The organism is Curtobacterium sp. VKM Ac-1393 (assembly GCF_015350995.1).
Classification (GTDB): domain Bacteria; phylum Actinomycetota; class Actinomycetes; order Actinomycetales; family Microbacteriaceae; genus Curtobacterium.
In genome coordinates this window covers 101,000-115,392 of record NZ_JADKRW010000009.1, presented here as the reverse complement: position 1 = coordinate 115,392, position 14,393 = coordinate 101,000, and the positions used below count along the sequence as shown (strand labels likewise).

Sequence of the window (14,393 nt, the reverse complement as noted above, 5' to 3'; positions counted from 1 at the left end):
AGCAGAAGCCTTCGAGCAGCTACTCTCGGACCCGAAACACCCACCCGTTGCAACGACCCCTTGAAACCGCCGATCGGCTAGTGAGACGGCGCACTCAGTGGCGGATCGCATAGCGCCGTACCTGGACGTCTCTGTGCTGTTCAACCGCTTCGAGCACCGCGCCGTGGTGCTCGAGGGTCGCGACCGACCTTGCGTTGTTCTCAACGCAGAACGCCAGCACAGGGTTGATGCCCGACGATTGGGCGTGACGCAGGACCTCGCCAAGGGCCCAGGTAGCCACGCCGCGTCCGCGGGCGGAGGGACGAATCGCGTACCCAATGTGTCCGAAGCGGTGCACGCGCTCGTCGGCGGCGGAGCGCAGCGCGATCCCGCCGAGTACTTCCCCGTCCTCGACGATCCACCACAGTTCACCCGAATCCTGCTGAGTCCGTGCGATCCAAGTCCGGAAGCCCTCAAAGGTGTCCACCTCGTCGCCCGCGCCGATGCCGAAGCCGTCCTCGTGTAAGCCCGGACCCCACTCTCGGTGCGCCTCAGTCCATGCCCCGAACAACTCCGCGCTCGGTCTCACCAGCTCGATCACACTTCATTCTCGCAACCCGCCCGGCTGGAACCAGGACCACGCAGCGCCTCGTCGATGACGACAAGCCGAACCGGATAGCCGATCAGGAGTCCGCCACCGGCGTCCGTTAGCCGATTGGCTGATGAGACGGGCTGTCAGGATCGGGGAACTGCCGGATCCATCGTTCTTCGTGAGTCCGGTTCCTGGGGCGAGCTGCGGTCTGCCGATGCGCTCGAATCCGTGCTTCGCGTGGAAGCTCGTCTGCTCGGTTTTCATCGCGTTAGCGAAGGGCCAGCAGGCGCGAGCAGACCGATTTCCTGAGAGAGCGTTAATGTCATCTCGGCGCTAGCCCCTCTGACCTGGGGTTTTTGGACAACCCCCAGACGGGTGGCACTCGTTCGCTCTCAGCTCAGTCTTATGCTTCGCGAACGGACAGTAGCTCGTGCTGTTCGGTGATCTAGGGGGTCTTGTGCGCTCGTTGTTGCACACTCCGCGTACGAGGAAGCGCAGCTTCGCTGTTGCAACGCTCGGCGCGCTCGCACTGATTGGTTCCCTGCTGGTGACCACGCCAGCTCACGCACTGAACGACACTGGCACCGGCGGTGTGTTCGTTCCCTCGACCGGTCGGGTCCTCGACACGGCGAAGGGCACCGGCGGGTTCAGCACGCCGATGGAGGCGGGGAAGTACCGCACGATCAAGGTCGCCGGTCTCGCTGGACTGCCTGATGACGGCTCTGTTGGTGCGGTGTCGCTGAACGCAACAGTCGGATCATCGACCGGTGCCGGTACCCTTTTCGGACGCCCCGATGCGGACTCCGGCCGCACGACGATGCTGATCTACAACGGCGTCTCGGGGGAGTACACCTCCAACAGCGCCACGGTGGCAGTCGGTTCGGACGGCTCGATCCAGGTCATGACCGAGACCTCGGCACGGCTGATCCTGGACGTGCAGGGCTATTACACGGCGAACACGGACGGTACCGCTGCTGGCGGTTTCGTCCCGGTCGCGAAGCGCATCGTCGATACGCGCTCCGGCACGGGTGCTTCGAAGGCTGTGATTGCTCCGGGCAAGAGCATCGACGTACAGGTCACCGGAGCGAACGGGGTGCCGACCGGCGCGTCCGGCGCGGTCGTGAACCTGGTCGCGATCAACTCCACCGACGCTGACGGATACCTCACTCCGTACGCAACCGGCGCGACTAAGCCTGCCAACTCGCTGCACTACGCCCCGTCCGAGTCGACCTCGATCCAGGCGCAGGTGCCACTGTCAGCATCGGGACAGTTCACGATCGCGAACTCGTCGACAACGACGAACCTGATCGTAGACCTCCAGGGCTACTTCACCGCCGCAGGGCAGGGCGGTGCAGTCTTCACACCCTCCTACGGGCGTGCGTACGACTCGCGAGCGTCCGGGAACACGGCGCTGGCGGAAAACGAGACCCGATCGATTCAGATCGCTGGCACCGCCGGCGTTCCCGTCATGGGTTCCGGCATCTCGGCGGTCGTGTTGACGTTGATCGTCGCCCACGGCGGCAGCAACGGCTACGCGGATGCGTGGGCAGATGGTGCAACAAAGCCGAACACGACTGCCATCAACTTCCAAACAGACGAGATCCAGACCAACACCATCACCGTACCCATCGGCAAGAACGGGAAGATCTCCCTCCGTAACGCCGCGAAGGCAACGAACTACGTCGTCGACGTACAGGGCTGGTACGCAGACCCAGCGACGCCAACCATCAGCTGTGACCAGCCGTATTCTGATGGTGCGTGGGGTGTTGCCGCGTCTGCAAACCCAATCAACTGCAGTGCCAGCTTTCCAGCAGCGAGCGAAACGGGGCAAACGGCGTCCGTAAGCGTCGACGATGAACCAGTTGCAGACGACCCAACTCTGCTCTCGGAGACTACCCGAACCGCAATCAAGTTCACTGTCGACGCCGTCGGCGGAGAGCATGTGATCAATGCGGACGTTCTTGATTCCACCGGTGAGCCGGTTGCCAGCTCCTCGTACCGCTTTGTTGTAGGAGACTGGGCCAAGTCGTCGATGGTTGGCCTTCCCGATCCCTCTACAGCAGTCGCGTTGACACCGGTCCTTGCTGTTGCCACCGAGGGTGATGCTGCAAGCGTGCTTCCGGAGGATGCAGCGCGCGTTTACACGCTAAGCACGCAACCTGATCTTGGTAATCCAATTGTCGTGAGTGAGCCGCTGCGTGATTCCTTCACGGTCCCAGAGGGGCTGCTGGAGTCTGGCCAGACCTACTATTGGGCGGCGCAGATTACGGCCCCTACTAGTTACTCGGGTGCGACCGCGAGCGTCAACACCCCTATTTGGTCTTTCACCACTGATAAGGCGCTTCAGGAGCAGGATCCGACCGCAGGGGAGGATTCCGATGCCTCAACGGACCAGGGCGTTACGTACACGCCGTCTGGTGTTACGTCTGGAGCGATGGTTTCCCGCCAAGTCGTTTATGGACCATGTACGTTGAAGGTCCCTTACCCGCACACCCGTAAGTCGGGGAATTGGGGCACCGTGGGGGTCAAGCCGATTACAACCTGCTCGCCACGGGCCGTCTTGAATTACGACCACACCACCATGTACTACACGTACGCTTATCTTTGGACGCTTGCGGCAGATACAACGAACGATAGTTCGCATGGTGCTAGGATTAGCCAGCATATTCAGACTAATGTTGTTGTGCCGTGCAATGGTAAGAAAAAGACGTGGTGGCTCGGCCAAACAACTTCGCAAATCACATACGGTCGAGCATACTATGCTGTGGCTAGTTCTGTGCACAGGCACCTGGACTGCGGAGCGTAATGCCTACGATGACCGATCGGGAAACCGTCTTCGACCGTGCGCGAAAAGCGGGTTACGAAGAGCTTGCGGCCCTGCGAGCTGCAACTGAATGTCTTTATTCGTGGCAAGGTGGCGCGCTTGAGGTTATCTCAACGACTGACGTCGCACCGGCAACTGTAAGTACCCTGCTTTCAGGGCCGTTGGAAAAGAAGTCGCAGGTTGCAATTGCCTGGCTTGGAGAGTTCGCCGAGCCCCTGCCCGTCTCAGCGCCGAATGAAGATATACGGCACTGGTGTGCGCGAGCAGCCGGTCTGGAGAGTCGCCCTGAGTGGTGGTCGCTCCCGCTTATGCCGCAAGTGTTAACGACAAGCCGGGCTGTCGGTGAAGGAAGCTTGTCGCTTTTTGCCCCAGAGGATGATCTGGGGCGCTTGGAAGCTCAGCTGTATCAACACGAGTCACTTGAGACTGATCGTGTCTACGAGATTTCTTCGCCTAGCTCCTGGTGTGCCCTTGTTGACGCTTTTCCACTCGACGTCACCGCTTCGCGCAGGAATACCTGGGGCGAGGATCAGCGCTGGTTGCTCCCAAATTGGAACCTCGTTGCGTCCGAGTTCGATGTTGTCCACCTCACGTCCACGGGCTATCTCGAAACGGCGGGCCTGATCCTTCCGGTGCGGGAGGGAGCGACGATGCTCGCAGGATGGGGACCTGACGAAAGTGTGTGGCTGCGCGAGGCGACCATCGATCGGTCGACAGCGATTGCCGTCGTTCGTGTCGGAAGCGAGTGGAAGCGTCCCAACCGCTTCGAATGAACCGGGTGGGGCTGCGCCGGGAACGCAGCCCCTTCTGTGCGCATCCGGAGTACACCCCAACTGGACGCGTCGGAAGGTGAGTGTCCTCCTGCGCCGCAAGATCGAACCCTTCGTCCTGCAGGACCCTCGGTTGCAGTAGACCCTCAGTGTTGCAACGACCGCATGGTTGATGACGCACGGCAGGGGATCCTCTACTGGGTAGAGCCACGCGCGCCGGATGGTGTTCATTGAGCCACCGCCAATCGGACGTACTTTGGGAGCGCTCGTGGCGGTATCCGCAAAGCAGGGGCCGGCGAAGGCGCTCCCGGAGCGGTTCAGGACCGGCACTGGTTTCTTCGGTGCTCCTCGCAGCGCAACTCTCTGAAGAACACCGACATACAGTTGTCGCCCCAACCCGAAAGGGTGGATGCATGAACCAACACGACACCTCAACAGCCACCACCACCGCCCAGGAATCGCTCGACTTGTGGCTCACAATGTGGAATACCGATGGCGAGATCGCGCGAGAGATCTGCGCCGACGACTTCCGAATCCACTTCGCCGTGACGGAGTCCGACGGATCAACGCCTGCGGATGACATTCGCACCGCGCAGGACTTCGCCGAGTATCTCGACTGGTGGCACCAGCAGCACCCCGGCGTTGTCTTCACCAGCATCGCTGACGCCATTGACGGCGACCATGGCCGGTTGCTGTGGGACATCCAGGCCGGAGACGTTCACGCCGGCGGCGTCGACATCTTCGACTTCTCCGATGACGGCCGAATCAGCCGGGTCTGGTCCGTCGGCGGTCAGCGCAGCATGCAGAGCTGACCGGCGCGTCTCGTGGGACGGCGTCTGACAAAATGAGGCCATGAAGCGAGCCGAGCGGCAGTATGCTCTCGTCGACCTCCTCCGAGGGGCTCGACAACCATGGTCGGCCGCTCGGCTCGCCACCGAATTCGGAGTGTCGGCCCGCACCATCGAGCGCGATGTCGGCTCACTCCAACTCGCTGGAGTTCCGATCTATGCCGACTACGGGGCGGCGGGTGGGTACTCGATCCTCCAGGACTATTCGCTGCCCCCACTCAACCTCTCGGCTGCCGAATCGCTCGCGACGCTCGCCGGACTGGCACTGCTCGAATCATCGCCGTACCAAACGGCCGCCCGCCGTGCCCGCGCCAAGATCGCCGCCGTCGTGAACCACGAACACCGCGGATCTGTGCAGAAGATGCTCGAGACGACGTACGTCATCGATGCGGGCGCGCCCACAGACGACACCGTCCCGCTCGGGATACTGTCCGACGCGATCGCCGCCGGGCGCCTCGTGCGATTGACCTACCTGGGCGAAAACGATGACGGCAGCCGGAACACCACCCTGGACACCGACCGCGACGTTGAGACACTAGGGCTTCTCCGGGCGGCCGATGCGTGGCTTCTCATCGGATGGTGCCGGCTTCGTGATGGAATCCGAGGATTTCGCGTCGACCGGATCACCCGATTGGAAATCCGAGACGAAGTCCCACCCGTCCGGGACCCGGCATTGCTCGAAGCTGACCTCGCACGTTGGCCCACACGGCGCCTGATCTAGTCCCGGCTACTTGGACTTGCTCTTTCCGATCGGACGTCCGTGATGTTGCCGCGGCTCACGTTGCGGTCGAGCCGAGCCAAGATCGCGTCGTCGCCAGGCATGAAGGCGTCGTTGCTCCAGTAGTGCGTCACGAGCCGGGCGAACTCCTCGCGGCGATCGGGACCGATGTGGCCTTCGTTCCGGAGCTCCGGGTGATCTAGGGAGACGTGGACGTTTTCCCACCGGTCCCAGGCCGCGGCTGCGGCTTCGCGGGTTGATGCGTCCGAGGACGTCAGGAGATGGGCATACGCGTCGACGATCCGTTCGCCGGAGCGTCGCTGGCTCGCGCGGTCGAACTCGTCCCATTCCGCCGGGAACAACCGACCGACGCCCTCCGTGATCCAATCGACCTCGCTGCGGCTGGTGGTTGTGACAGCCATGAGTGCGAGTGCGCGTACCCGTTTTGGGTGCTGTTGTGCGTAGGCCAACGCGAGCGTGGTGCCCCAGGAGATCCCGGAGACCACCCAGGTGCCGACGCCGAGGCGTCGGCGGACGGTTTCGATGTCGTCGATGAGTTGCTGAGTGTTCTGTCGATCCATCCCACCGTTCGCTTCGCCTGCTGAGCGGCTTTTGCCGGTGCCGCGTTGGTCGATACCAATCAGTCGGTAGCGTGCCGGGTCGAAGTGAGTGCGGTACCAGCCGCTGCCGAGTGATCCTCCGGGCCCGCCATGAAGCCAGAGGGCAGCCACGCCGTCTGGATTGCCCGACTCTTCACAGTAGATCGAGGCATCCCCGTCCACGTCGACGGCGCTCGTCCGATAGGGCTCGTACCGGTCGTAAGTCACCACTCCACGCTATCGACGACCGCACTCAGTGTCTTCTCGTTAGTCGATCGGCTACCGAGAGGGGCGTGCCACAGGGTGACTCTCACGTCGAAGAGCTCGGCCGGGGCGCGGGCTCTGGAAGACCGGCTCGACGCCGGACGCCACGACGTCTTCACTCGCGCAGGACTCGGCCCCACAGCTCGTCGTGTGTACGAGAGCCTGACGACCGATGAGGACGCTCCCGAGGTGGTCGCAGACCGTGCCGGACTCCCCCGTGGCCGCGCACGAGCAGCACTCGCACGCATGCGCCGCTGGACCCTCGCGATCGCCACACCCACAGGCTGGCGCCGGCGACTCCAGGACATCCGAACTCACGTGGCCAAGCAGCTCGGCGTCGACGGGACCCTTCAACGCCGAGAACAGCAGTACGCCGACGAGCGCGACCTCTGGGGCTGGTGGCAGAACCACCTGATTCGCAAGGCCGGCCGACGCGGCCGCGACCGAACCCCCACCACCCAAGTTGTCATGTTCCGATCCGTCGACGACCACGGCGGCCCCGAGGCGTACCCGGCGTACCCGTGTTAGAGCGACGGCCGAGCCGACTATCAAGAATCCATGCGGTTCGTGCGACGCGGACTTCTGCAGCAGCTGCGGGATCTTGAGTTGACGGCATTGCTATCCAGATAGCTTGCTAGCGTCTATCTAGACAGCTAGTCCGAAATATAGCTAGATAGTTGCTATCTATCCATCTATCTAGATAGGCTGTTCGCATGGAAGCGATCATGGTCTACAGCGAGTCGGGTGGGGTCTCGAAGACCACCACCGCGGTTTCTCTCGCAACCCTTGCCGCCATCGGAGGCCGCAAGGTCACCCTGGTGGATCTCGACCCACGAGCTGCCGCTAGCAGGTGGATCGGGGTCGAGCCCAAGGAGCCAGGTCTCGACGTCGGGGCGATCCTCGCCGATCCGGAGCCCACGGGGTGGATGGACGAGATGGCGGTTCCGTCGCCCTGGCACCCGAACCTCAGTGTCCTGCCGTCGAGCCGAAGCGTATCCATCCGAGAGGGCGAGCAGGCCGACCACGCCGAGCTGCGCCTGAAAGCCTCCCTCGAGGGGACGGCTGCCGACCTGGTTGTCTTCGATTGCCCGAACCGACAGGGTGGCCCACTGACGTTGTCTGCCTTGAACGCGTCAGACGCTGTCGTATACGCAGCGAAGCCGGACGAGGACGGCATCAGCGGCGTCGAAGGAGCTATGACGAGCGTCCAGCGCTTCCGCGACTCTCGTCGACTTCTGGGGGCCACGGACAAGCTCCGGGAAGCCGGCATCGTTGTGGGAGCGTTCCGCGGCATGACCGTGATGCGACGCATTGAGCAGTACGCCCTCGAGCAGCTGGGCGAGCTCGGAACCGTGCTGTACCCGCTGGTACCGGATCGAGCGGTCGTTCAGGACGTCCGAGCTACGCACGAGTGGTACGGCGACTTCCGGAAGGGGCAGCCGGTCGTCGACGCGTACTCCGAGATCCTGGGCAAGGTGGTGTCATGACCGACGAGAAGCGCGATCGCCCCACCTTTCCGGCGCGACGCGTACCGCGTCCTGCGCCTGATCTGGGCCGCGACCCGATCGACGTGCCACCACCCGCGACGACTGAGATGACGCAGGCCGCCCACGCAAACACCAGGCCGGCGTTCACCGCAGCGGCGGCGCCGAAGCGAGAAGTGACTGTGCAGCTCGGGACGCGAGTCGGGGAACGGACGAAGGACCTCCTCGACTACGTCAAGGCGACCGAGAAGCAGGACATTCGTACGTCAATCGAGTTGGCGGTTGAAGAGAAGTACGGCCACTTGTTGCCTCGAGATGTGTGATCTATCTAGATAGCTACGTCGAAGGCAGGTAGGCACTTGGGGTGTTCTCGAACGGCCTGCGCTGACCAGCACGTGTACCGGCATCTTGCCGCCGCCCACAGCCAAAGAGTTCGACAGAACTACACGTGCCAGGGCAGCGGCGCTCCAGTCTCAACCGACCGGTAGACGAGTCTTCAGCGGCTGCCGAGGAGGCGTTGGACGACCACGGATGACTCTTCTCCCGGCAGGATCCGTCGTTCCGCCACAAACGGAAGTGGATCCCAGCCGAGGTACCACTGGCGCATTTGAACCGAGCTGACCTCGGACGCCTTAGGACGTCGCTCGTGCCGCCGCGCAGTCTCCCCGAACGAAAGGTCAAAGGCGTAGAACCGAGCATCATCGGCCGGGCTCGCGAGGCGTTCGCGCATTGTGGAGTAGCGGTCGGCCTGGAAGATCCCTTCCAGCGCGACGTCATGGCCGACCGCAAAGCAATGTGTTGCCGCGACCTCGAGGAGAGCCGCGTGTTCCATGCCGTCGGCATGGCCGGCGTCCTGACGCTTCCTGTAGACCGTCCGCCGGAGGTGTTCTTGGCCCAGCCCCGCGGTGGGCCATCCCAGTTTCTGCTGGAGCTGTGCGGCCAGGGTGGACTTGCCGGAGCCAGAGGTGCCGCGGATCACGATGAGCACGACAGCAACGTTAGGGCTGTGGCTGACGCCTGCACTGTTTCGGTTACCGATCGGCGGTTCCAAGGGGCCGTTGCAACGGGTCAATGTTCGGCTTCGGCCGCTCCCGCGGCAGCCTCTCCACGAAGGTGCATCAGCTCGTCGACGGCAACGGGCTGCCACTGGCGACCGCGATCACAGCCGGCCAGTCGGGTACGTGGCGACAAGGCGTACTCCTCCCGAGCGATCCGACAGCATCTGCGCGCACGACTGTTCCCGGAACCCCGTGACCAGCAGGGGCACGGTAAACGACGTGGATCCCGAGGCGGCCCACTCGTCACTGGCAATCCGGTCGACCATAAGAACCGGAACGTCACCGAGCGGGGCTCCTGCCGACTCAAGCAATGGCGTGGGCTCGCGACCTGGTACGACAAGCTCGCAATTGTCTACCGAGCCGCGGTCGTCCGCAACGCCGTCATCGCCTCGCTCCGTCAATGACACGACACGTCCTAGACGCATTGTGCGTCCGATGTGTTCGTGGTTGCACCTGCTTCGTCGACTTCGGTTGACCTCTGTGACTCCCAGAGGAGGACGAGGATCACACCCGCGGCGCACAGCAGGAACCCCATCCAGGTGGCGGTGGTCAGTGTCTCGGCGAACAGCAGTGTGCCGGCGACGGCGGTGGTGGGCGCGACCAAGAACAGCAATCCGTTCAGCGCCGTGACCCCGGTGCGGCGGAGGAGGAACCAGTAGGCGGCGTATCCCGCGAGCGTCGGCCCGATCGCCGCGATCGCGGTAGCCAGCCAGAAGCTGACGTCGTCGGGCGGAGTGAAGGATCGGGTGATCGCGCAGAGCACGACGAGCGCGACCGTCGTCGCGATGGCGTGCACCGCGAGCGTGGTGGCCATGGGCACGTTCGTCGGGAATCGACGATCCAGCAATGTCGCGGCGATGAGGCAGCCCATCGCTGCGAGTGGGAACAGCAGCGCGAGCGGGTTGGCTTTGATTGCTCCCGACTGCGACCACACCACCAATGTGGCGCCGGCACCGCCGATCACGAGCCCGAACCACTGCGGTGCCTTGACCGTCACGCCCAGCAAGGGGCCGACGAACGTGGCGATCACGATCGGCTGGACGGCGTCGGTGAGCGCTGTCGTGCCGCTGGCGACGCCGTGGAAGACGCTGGCGTAGACGAACACGCAGTAGCCGAGTTGTGCGAGGAGGCCGATGGTGGCCTGGCGGCACAGGTCGCGACCGGTGATCCCGCGGAAGCCGCCGCGAACGCCGACCCAGATGCCGAGCCCGAGCGCGAGGGGCAGGAACCGCCAGAACAGCAACGTGAGGGGCGATGCATCCGATGTGGCGAACTTTGCCACCACGAAGCCTGATGACCAGGCAGCGACGAAGAAGGCGCTGGCGAGAATGGTCACGAGGCGGTGGATTTGGGTGGACTGCATGCGTTGACTATACCGATCGGGTTACTCGGTAGACTTGGGGTATGACGGCAGTGGACGCCGAGGTTTTCCTGACGCCGGGAGCGCAGCGACTTCTCGATGCAGCATCCGAGTTGTTCTATGCCGAGGGCATCCACGCGGTCGGCGTGGAGCGCATCGCTGAGACCGCCGGCGTCACGAAGAAGACCCTCTACGACCGGTTCGGTTCCAAAGAGCGACTGGTGCTCGCCTACCTGCGGCGCCGGGAAGCCGGCTGGCGAGACACCCTCGCCAGCCACCTCGCCGAGACCCCAGAGCCAGGCATTCCTCGGATTCTCGCCGTGTTCGACGCTGCGATGGCGTGGCACAGCAGGAGCGCAGCAAAGGGTTGCAGCGCAGTGAACGCACGCGCCGAAACGCGCCCCGACGGCGATGACGATCCGGTGCTCCCCGAGGTGCTCGGCGAGAAGGCGTGGCTGCTCGATCGCTTCACCTCGCTCTGTGTCGAAGCAGGCCTCCCGGTGCCGAACCAGCAGGCTGCGCGCCTCATGATCTTGTTCGATGGAGCTCTTGTGTCCATCGCCATGCGAACCTTCGGCGAGCCATTGCGTGCTGCCCGCGACGCTGCCGCCGACCTGCTCGGCCTTGCAGCGGCTGCTAGCTGAGGTTCGGCCCGCGGCTCTCGCGACGAGGCGGCGGCACTGAACCGGGCGGCTGATCTGTCGGCCAGGGCCGCTTCGCTGCGGTGCGCCGTGTCGGCGAGACCGTCATCTGCCGGGACCGCTGATCGGCTGGCGTCGGGGCGATGGTGTTCGCCCAGTCGAGGATCCGCTTTCGTAGGGCAGCGAGCTCCGGCCCGCTCGTGCCGTGATCCGCAAACCGGCCGTCCCGGACCCGGGACACCTGCCGCAGTTGCGTGGCGTATGTGGCGCGGTCGAAGCCGTCGTCGCAGGTCTCCGCCATCTGCAGCAGCTGCTCATCGGTGAAGCGTCCCGACTGTCGGATCGCGTCGACGTCAATGAAGTCGCGCGCTTCGAGGCGGGTGCAGATCGCACCTTCCTTGCTGCCGAGGGCGTCCTCGACGGCGAGGTCCATGTCGACGGCCTGACCATCGCCGAAGGTAGCGGCCGGCTGCACGGCACCGTGACCCATCGACCCGTCAGAAGCTTGTCATCGCCGCGTACGTGTCGATCCCGCGTGCACGTGAGGCTGCCCTGGTGCTCGGAGTGTCCGAGCGGGCGTTGCTCGAGGAACTCCGCCTGATCCGTGCAGTGTTTCGGGCTGCAGGATAGGCAGCGACTGCATCTCGACCCGCGCTGCTGAAAGCCGCCAGGGACACTCACCAGCTGCCGTCGTCCGTCGGTGATGAGGCGTAGCGGCGTAGCGGTGGCCTCTAGTCCCTCAGCGCGTGGTGCTCGTGTCGGTCGTCACGCGTACTGATGTCGAAGATTGCCGGTAACAGCCTGCCGGAACTATCGCAGCCGCTTCCACCCCCGCCAACACGTTCTGAGAATAACTATTATCGGAACTGACCCGGCACGGTTGCACAGTGCTGCCCAGGCGCGAGGAGAGTTACGTGAACACCGAGTTGCAGCCCGGCGCATACGGTGCTGATGTGCAGTCGGTGTCCGTGCCGCGCCCGGTGGGTGGACCGGAAGCGCTGGCTCAGGAGCGCGCTGCGGCCGAGCGGTCTCGGACGGCGTTCGCGCGGCTCCGAGCTGCTGCGGGGGAGGGGGCACCCCTCGACGGTGGGACGGTGACGGTGCCGGCGGATGCGTCGCCACGAGCGTTCGCCGAAGCGTCACTCTCGGCGAACACCATCCGCGCCTACCAGTCAGACTTGCGGCAGTTCGCCCGGTGGCGGGCCGGGTTCCTCGACCACGAGGTCTCCGAGCCGCACGAGCTCGAGCAGATTAGGACGGCCCCGGTCGATCCGGCAGAGGTGGCCGCGTTTCTCGCGGAGAAGGCCAATGCCCTCCTTCCCAATGGTGGGCAGCGATACGCGCCAGCGACGATCAGCCGGTATGTCGCAGCGATCGACTGGGAGCATGGCCGCCGCGGTCACACCCCACCCGGCTCCACCCCGATCGTTCGCGACGTGCTGAAGGGCATCCGCCGCACCCGGTCGGTCCCGGCGCGGCGCGCAAAGCCCATGACGCTCAAGGCGCTGCAGACGACGCTGCTGAAGATTGACGTCGCCGACCTGCAGACCGGCGCGCTGGGAACACGGGATCAGGCGTTGCTGCTGTTCGGGTTCGTCGGTGCGTTCCGCGAGTTCGAGCTCACCGCACTCACCGTCGCCGATCTCCGCATCGTCGATGGCGAGGGTGTCTACGCGCGCGTGCGGCGGTCGAAGACCGATCAGGACGGGGCTGGGCGGGTGAAGGCGCTCAAGCAGGGCGCGAACCCGGTCACCTGCGCGCCGTGCGCCTTCGTCCGGCTCTATCGGCTGATGGCCGCACAGGACACCCGAGGAGAAGCCGGCCTGTTCGCGGCACTCGCTGGTGCGGGCTTGTCCGTCCATGTCTGTGCAGATGGGCTCGGACCCGATCGGTTGCCGCCGTCGATGCCGTTCTTCCGCGCAGTGTCGAAGTGGGGGCTGTTCCGGGACACCGGCATCAGCCCGACAACGGTCGGGAAAGCTGTCGCGCGCCGTGCGCGAGCGGCGGGGTTGGGGGAGGAGGGGTGGTCCGGGCACTCGCTCCGTGCCGGGTTCGTTACCGAGGCGCGGAACGCGGGCGCGACGGATGTGGAGATCATGAACCAGACCCACCACACCAACGCCGCCACCCTGCAGATCTACGACCGCGAGTACACGCCCCTGGTCCGCAACGCCGTCACCCGGATGCGGCTATGACCCCCCAACTTCCCCCCAGTTCGACCCTAAACTTCGCAGCGAGCAGGGGTCGTTTGGGGCACACTGGAATCGGTTCGTGGCATGGTGCGCTGCGACCAGCCAGGCGTCGTTGCCGGCGGCGCCGGCAACGATCGAGCAGTTCCTCGCCGCGTTCCCCGGCGCGGCGTCGACGCAGCGACTCCGGCGCTCCAGCATTCGCGCGCACCACCTCGCCGCCGGCTATCCGGATCCGCTTCCGGCGTTGCGGGGGCGCGTGTGGCCGTACCAGTCGGCCCCGCACAGTGTGGATGTCCGCGAGGTGCTCGCGGCGATTCCGAAGTACCGCTATCCGCTTGGTCTCCGCGGCCGCCGCGACGCCTTCCTCATTGTCCTCCTTGGCGTGCTGCACCTCACCCGCCGAGAGGCGCAAACCGTCACCGCGGGCGAGGTCGCGGTGACGAGCATCGTGCGGATCCGTGGAAAGGTGGTCCCTTCCGCGGATGATCCGGCTGCGTGTGCTGCGTGTGCGGTGACCCGGTGGTTGCGGGTCGTGGACCCGGTCTGGACCGGGTTCCGTGGCGACGTCGTCCGCTTGCTTGACCCCACGACAGGTAACCTCGACATGCATGACTGCGAGCAGCCGCTATCGGGGCAGTGGCGGCGAGCGGAGCAGCTGCTGTTGCCGTTAGACGTTCACGGGTGGGCCCGGACCGGAGCGACCTTGTCCGGGCGGTCGATGACGAGCATTGTCCCCACCAGACGCGTCGCCGCTGCGCACGGGACGGACCAGGAAGCCGTCGGACCGGTAGCGCGTGCAGCCTCTCGCTTCGCTGACCTCACGCTGCAGGAGACCTACGCCGAGCTCGGCGCAACGGATGCCGCTGCCGATGACGTACTCGCTCGCATCACGGCCCTCTGGCAAGACGCCCGGGCCCTCGATGCTGCACTCGAACCCCTTGCCAGCTCCAGCAAGCATGGGATAGCACCCGATAGCGAACGCTAGCTCGAACCAGCATCACGGGGCGCTTCGGTTGTCAGGCCTACTGGACCCAGGCGGGCCCGCGACGCGGTAAAGATCCGAC

The 14,393-nt window shown here is 64.8% G+C and carries 15 protein-coding genes and 1 pseudogene; 11 read left to right on the top strand and 5 right to left on the bottom strand.

Annotated elements, in window-relative coordinates; all coding sequences use genetic code 11:
* Positions 1-94 precede the first annotated feature (94 nt).
* Positions 95-580: a GNAT family N-acetyltransferase gene (locus ITJ59_RS18250; RefSeq protein WP_194652714.1), complete on the bottom strand. Its 486-nt coding sequence runs from the start codon at positions 578-580 to the stop codon at positions 95-97.
* Between the two features lie 421 nt (positions 581-1,001).
* Here ITJ59_RS18250 and ITJ59_RS18245 point away from each other — a divergent pair, with 421 nt between their 5' ends.
* The 4 genes from ITJ59_RS18245 to ITJ59_RS18230 all read left to right on the top strand — a co-directional run bounded on the left by ITJ59_RS18245 (position 1,002) and on the right by ITJ59_RS18230 (position 5,734).
* On the top strand, positions 1,002-3,377 hold the full coding sequence (locus ITJ59_RS18245) for a hypothetical protein (protein ID WP_194652713.1): 2,376 nt from the start codon (positions 1,002-1,004) through the stop codon (positions 3,375-3,377).
* Between the two features lie 8 nt (positions 3,378-3,385).
* A complete protein-coding gene (locus ITJ59_RS18240) occupies positions 3,386-4,168 on the top strand; it encodes a hypothetical protein (protein WP_194652712.1) in 783 nt (260 codons plus the stop codon).
* A 410-nt stretch (positions 4,169-4,578) separates the two neighbouring features.
* Positions 4,579-4,977, top strand: coding sequence for a nuclear transport factor 2 family protein (locus ITJ59_RS18235; RefSeq protein ID WP_194652711.1), 399 nt, complete (start codon positions 4,579-4,581; stop codon positions 4,975-4,977).
* Between the two features lie 40 nt (positions 4,978-5,017).
* On the top strand, positions 5,018-5,734 hold the full coding sequence (locus ITJ59_RS18230) for a helix-turn-helix transcriptional regulator (protein WP_194652710.1): 717 nt from the start codon (positions 5,018-5,020) through the stop codon (positions 5,732-5,734).
* Here the strand turns inward: ITJ59_RS18230 and ITJ59_RS18225 are convergent.
* Complete coding sequence (locus tag ITJ59_RS18225) at positions 5,731-6,558, bottom strand: alpha/beta fold hydrolase (protein WP_323749558.1); 828 nt, start codon at positions 6,556-6,558, stop codon at positions 5,731-5,733. The two genes, ITJ59_RS18230 and ITJ59_RS18225, sit on opposite strands and share 4 nt — an antisense overlap.
* A gap of 75 nt (positions 6,559-6,633) precedes the next feature.
* On the opposite strand from ITJ59_RS18225, the gene ITJ59_RS18220 reads away from it, so the two are divergent.
* From ITJ59_RS18220 to ITJ59_RS18210, 3 genes are all read left to right on the top strand, one after another.
* Positions 6,634-7,122, top strand: coding sequence for a hypothetical protein (locus ITJ59_RS18220; RefSeq protein WP_194652708.1), 489 nt, complete (start codon positions 6,634-6,636; stop codon positions 7,120-7,122).
* A gap of 185 nt (positions 7,123-7,307) precedes the next feature.
* Positions 7,308-8,081 carry a ParA family protein gene (locus ITJ59_RS18215; RefSeq protein ID WP_194652707.1) on the top strand — a complete coding sequence of 258 codons (774 nt, stop codon included), beginning with the start codon at positions 7,308-7,310 and terminating at the stop codon, positions 8,079-8,081.
* Positions 8,078-8,401: a hypothetical protein gene (locus ITJ59_RS18210; RefSeq protein ID WP_194652706.1), complete on the top strand. Its 324-nt coding sequence runs from the start codon at positions 8,078-8,080 to the stop codon at positions 8,399-8,401. The genes ITJ59_RS18215 and ITJ59_RS18210 overlap by 4 nt, the downstream gene beginning before the upstream one ends.
* Positions 8,402-8,574: 173 nt before the next feature.
* Here the strand turns inward: ITJ59_RS18210 and ITJ59_RS18205 are convergent, their stop codons facing one another.
* On the bottom strand, positions 8,575-9,066 hold the full coding sequence (locus tag ITJ59_RS18205; RefSeq protein ID WP_194652705.1) for an AAA family ATPase: 492 nt from the start codon (positions 9,064-9,066) through the stop codon (positions 8,575-8,577).
* Between the two features lie 89 nt (positions 9,067-9,155).
* Between ITJ59_RS18205 and ITJ59_RS18200 the strand changes: the two are divergent.
* Positions 9,156-9,540 (top strand): annotated as a pseudogene (locus tag ITJ59_RS18200) (IS5/IS1182 family transposase); the annotation flags it as partial.
* Between the two features lie 11 nt (positions 9,541-9,551).
* Here ITJ59_RS18200 and ITJ59_RS18195 read toward each other — a convergent pair.
* Positions 9,552-10,499 (bottom strand): DMT family transporter, encoded by a 948-nt coding sequence (locus ITJ59_RS18195; RefSeq protein ID WP_228511888.1) that lies wholly within the window; start codon positions 10,497-10,499, stop codon positions 9,552-9,554.
* Between the two features lie 41 nt (positions 10,500-10,540).
* Here ITJ59_RS18195 and ITJ59_RS18190 point away from each other — a divergent pair, with 41 nt between their 5' ends.
* The gene (locus ITJ59_RS18190) at positions 10,541-11,140 is read left to right on the top strand and encodes a TetR/AcrR family transcriptional regulator (RefSeq protein WP_194652704.1); all 600 of its coding nucleotides are present in this window, start codon (positions 10,541-10,543) and stop codon (positions 11,138-11,140) included.
* Here ITJ59_RS18190 and ITJ59_RS18185 read toward each other — a convergent pair.
* Positions 11,133-11,570, bottom strand: a complete 438-nt coding sequence (locus ITJ59_RS18185) for a hypothetical protein (RefSeq protein WP_194652703.1) — start codon at positions 11,568-11,570, stop codon at positions 11,133-11,135. The two genes, ITJ59_RS18190 and ITJ59_RS18185, sit on opposite strands and share 8 nt — an antisense overlap.
* Positions 11,571-12,051: 481 nt before the next feature.
* Here ITJ59_RS18185 and ITJ59_RS18180 point away from each other — a divergent pair, with 481 nt between their 5' ends.
* Together ITJ59_RS18180 and ITJ59_RS18175 are read left to right on the top strand one after the other, a co-directional pair.
* Positions 12,052-13,332 (top strand): tyrosine-type recombinase/integrase, encoded by a 1,281-nt coding sequence (locus ITJ59_RS18180; protein ID WP_194652702.1) that lies wholly within the window; start codon positions 12,052-12,054, stop codon positions 13,330-13,332.
* Between the two features lie 76 nt (positions 13,333-13,408).
* Positions 13,409-14,314, top strand: coding sequence for a hypothetical protein (locus ITJ59_RS18175; protein WP_194652701.1), 906 nt, complete (start codon positions 13,409-13,411; stop codon positions 14,312-14,314).
* The last annotated feature ends 79 nt before the right edge of the window (positions 14,315-14,393 follow it).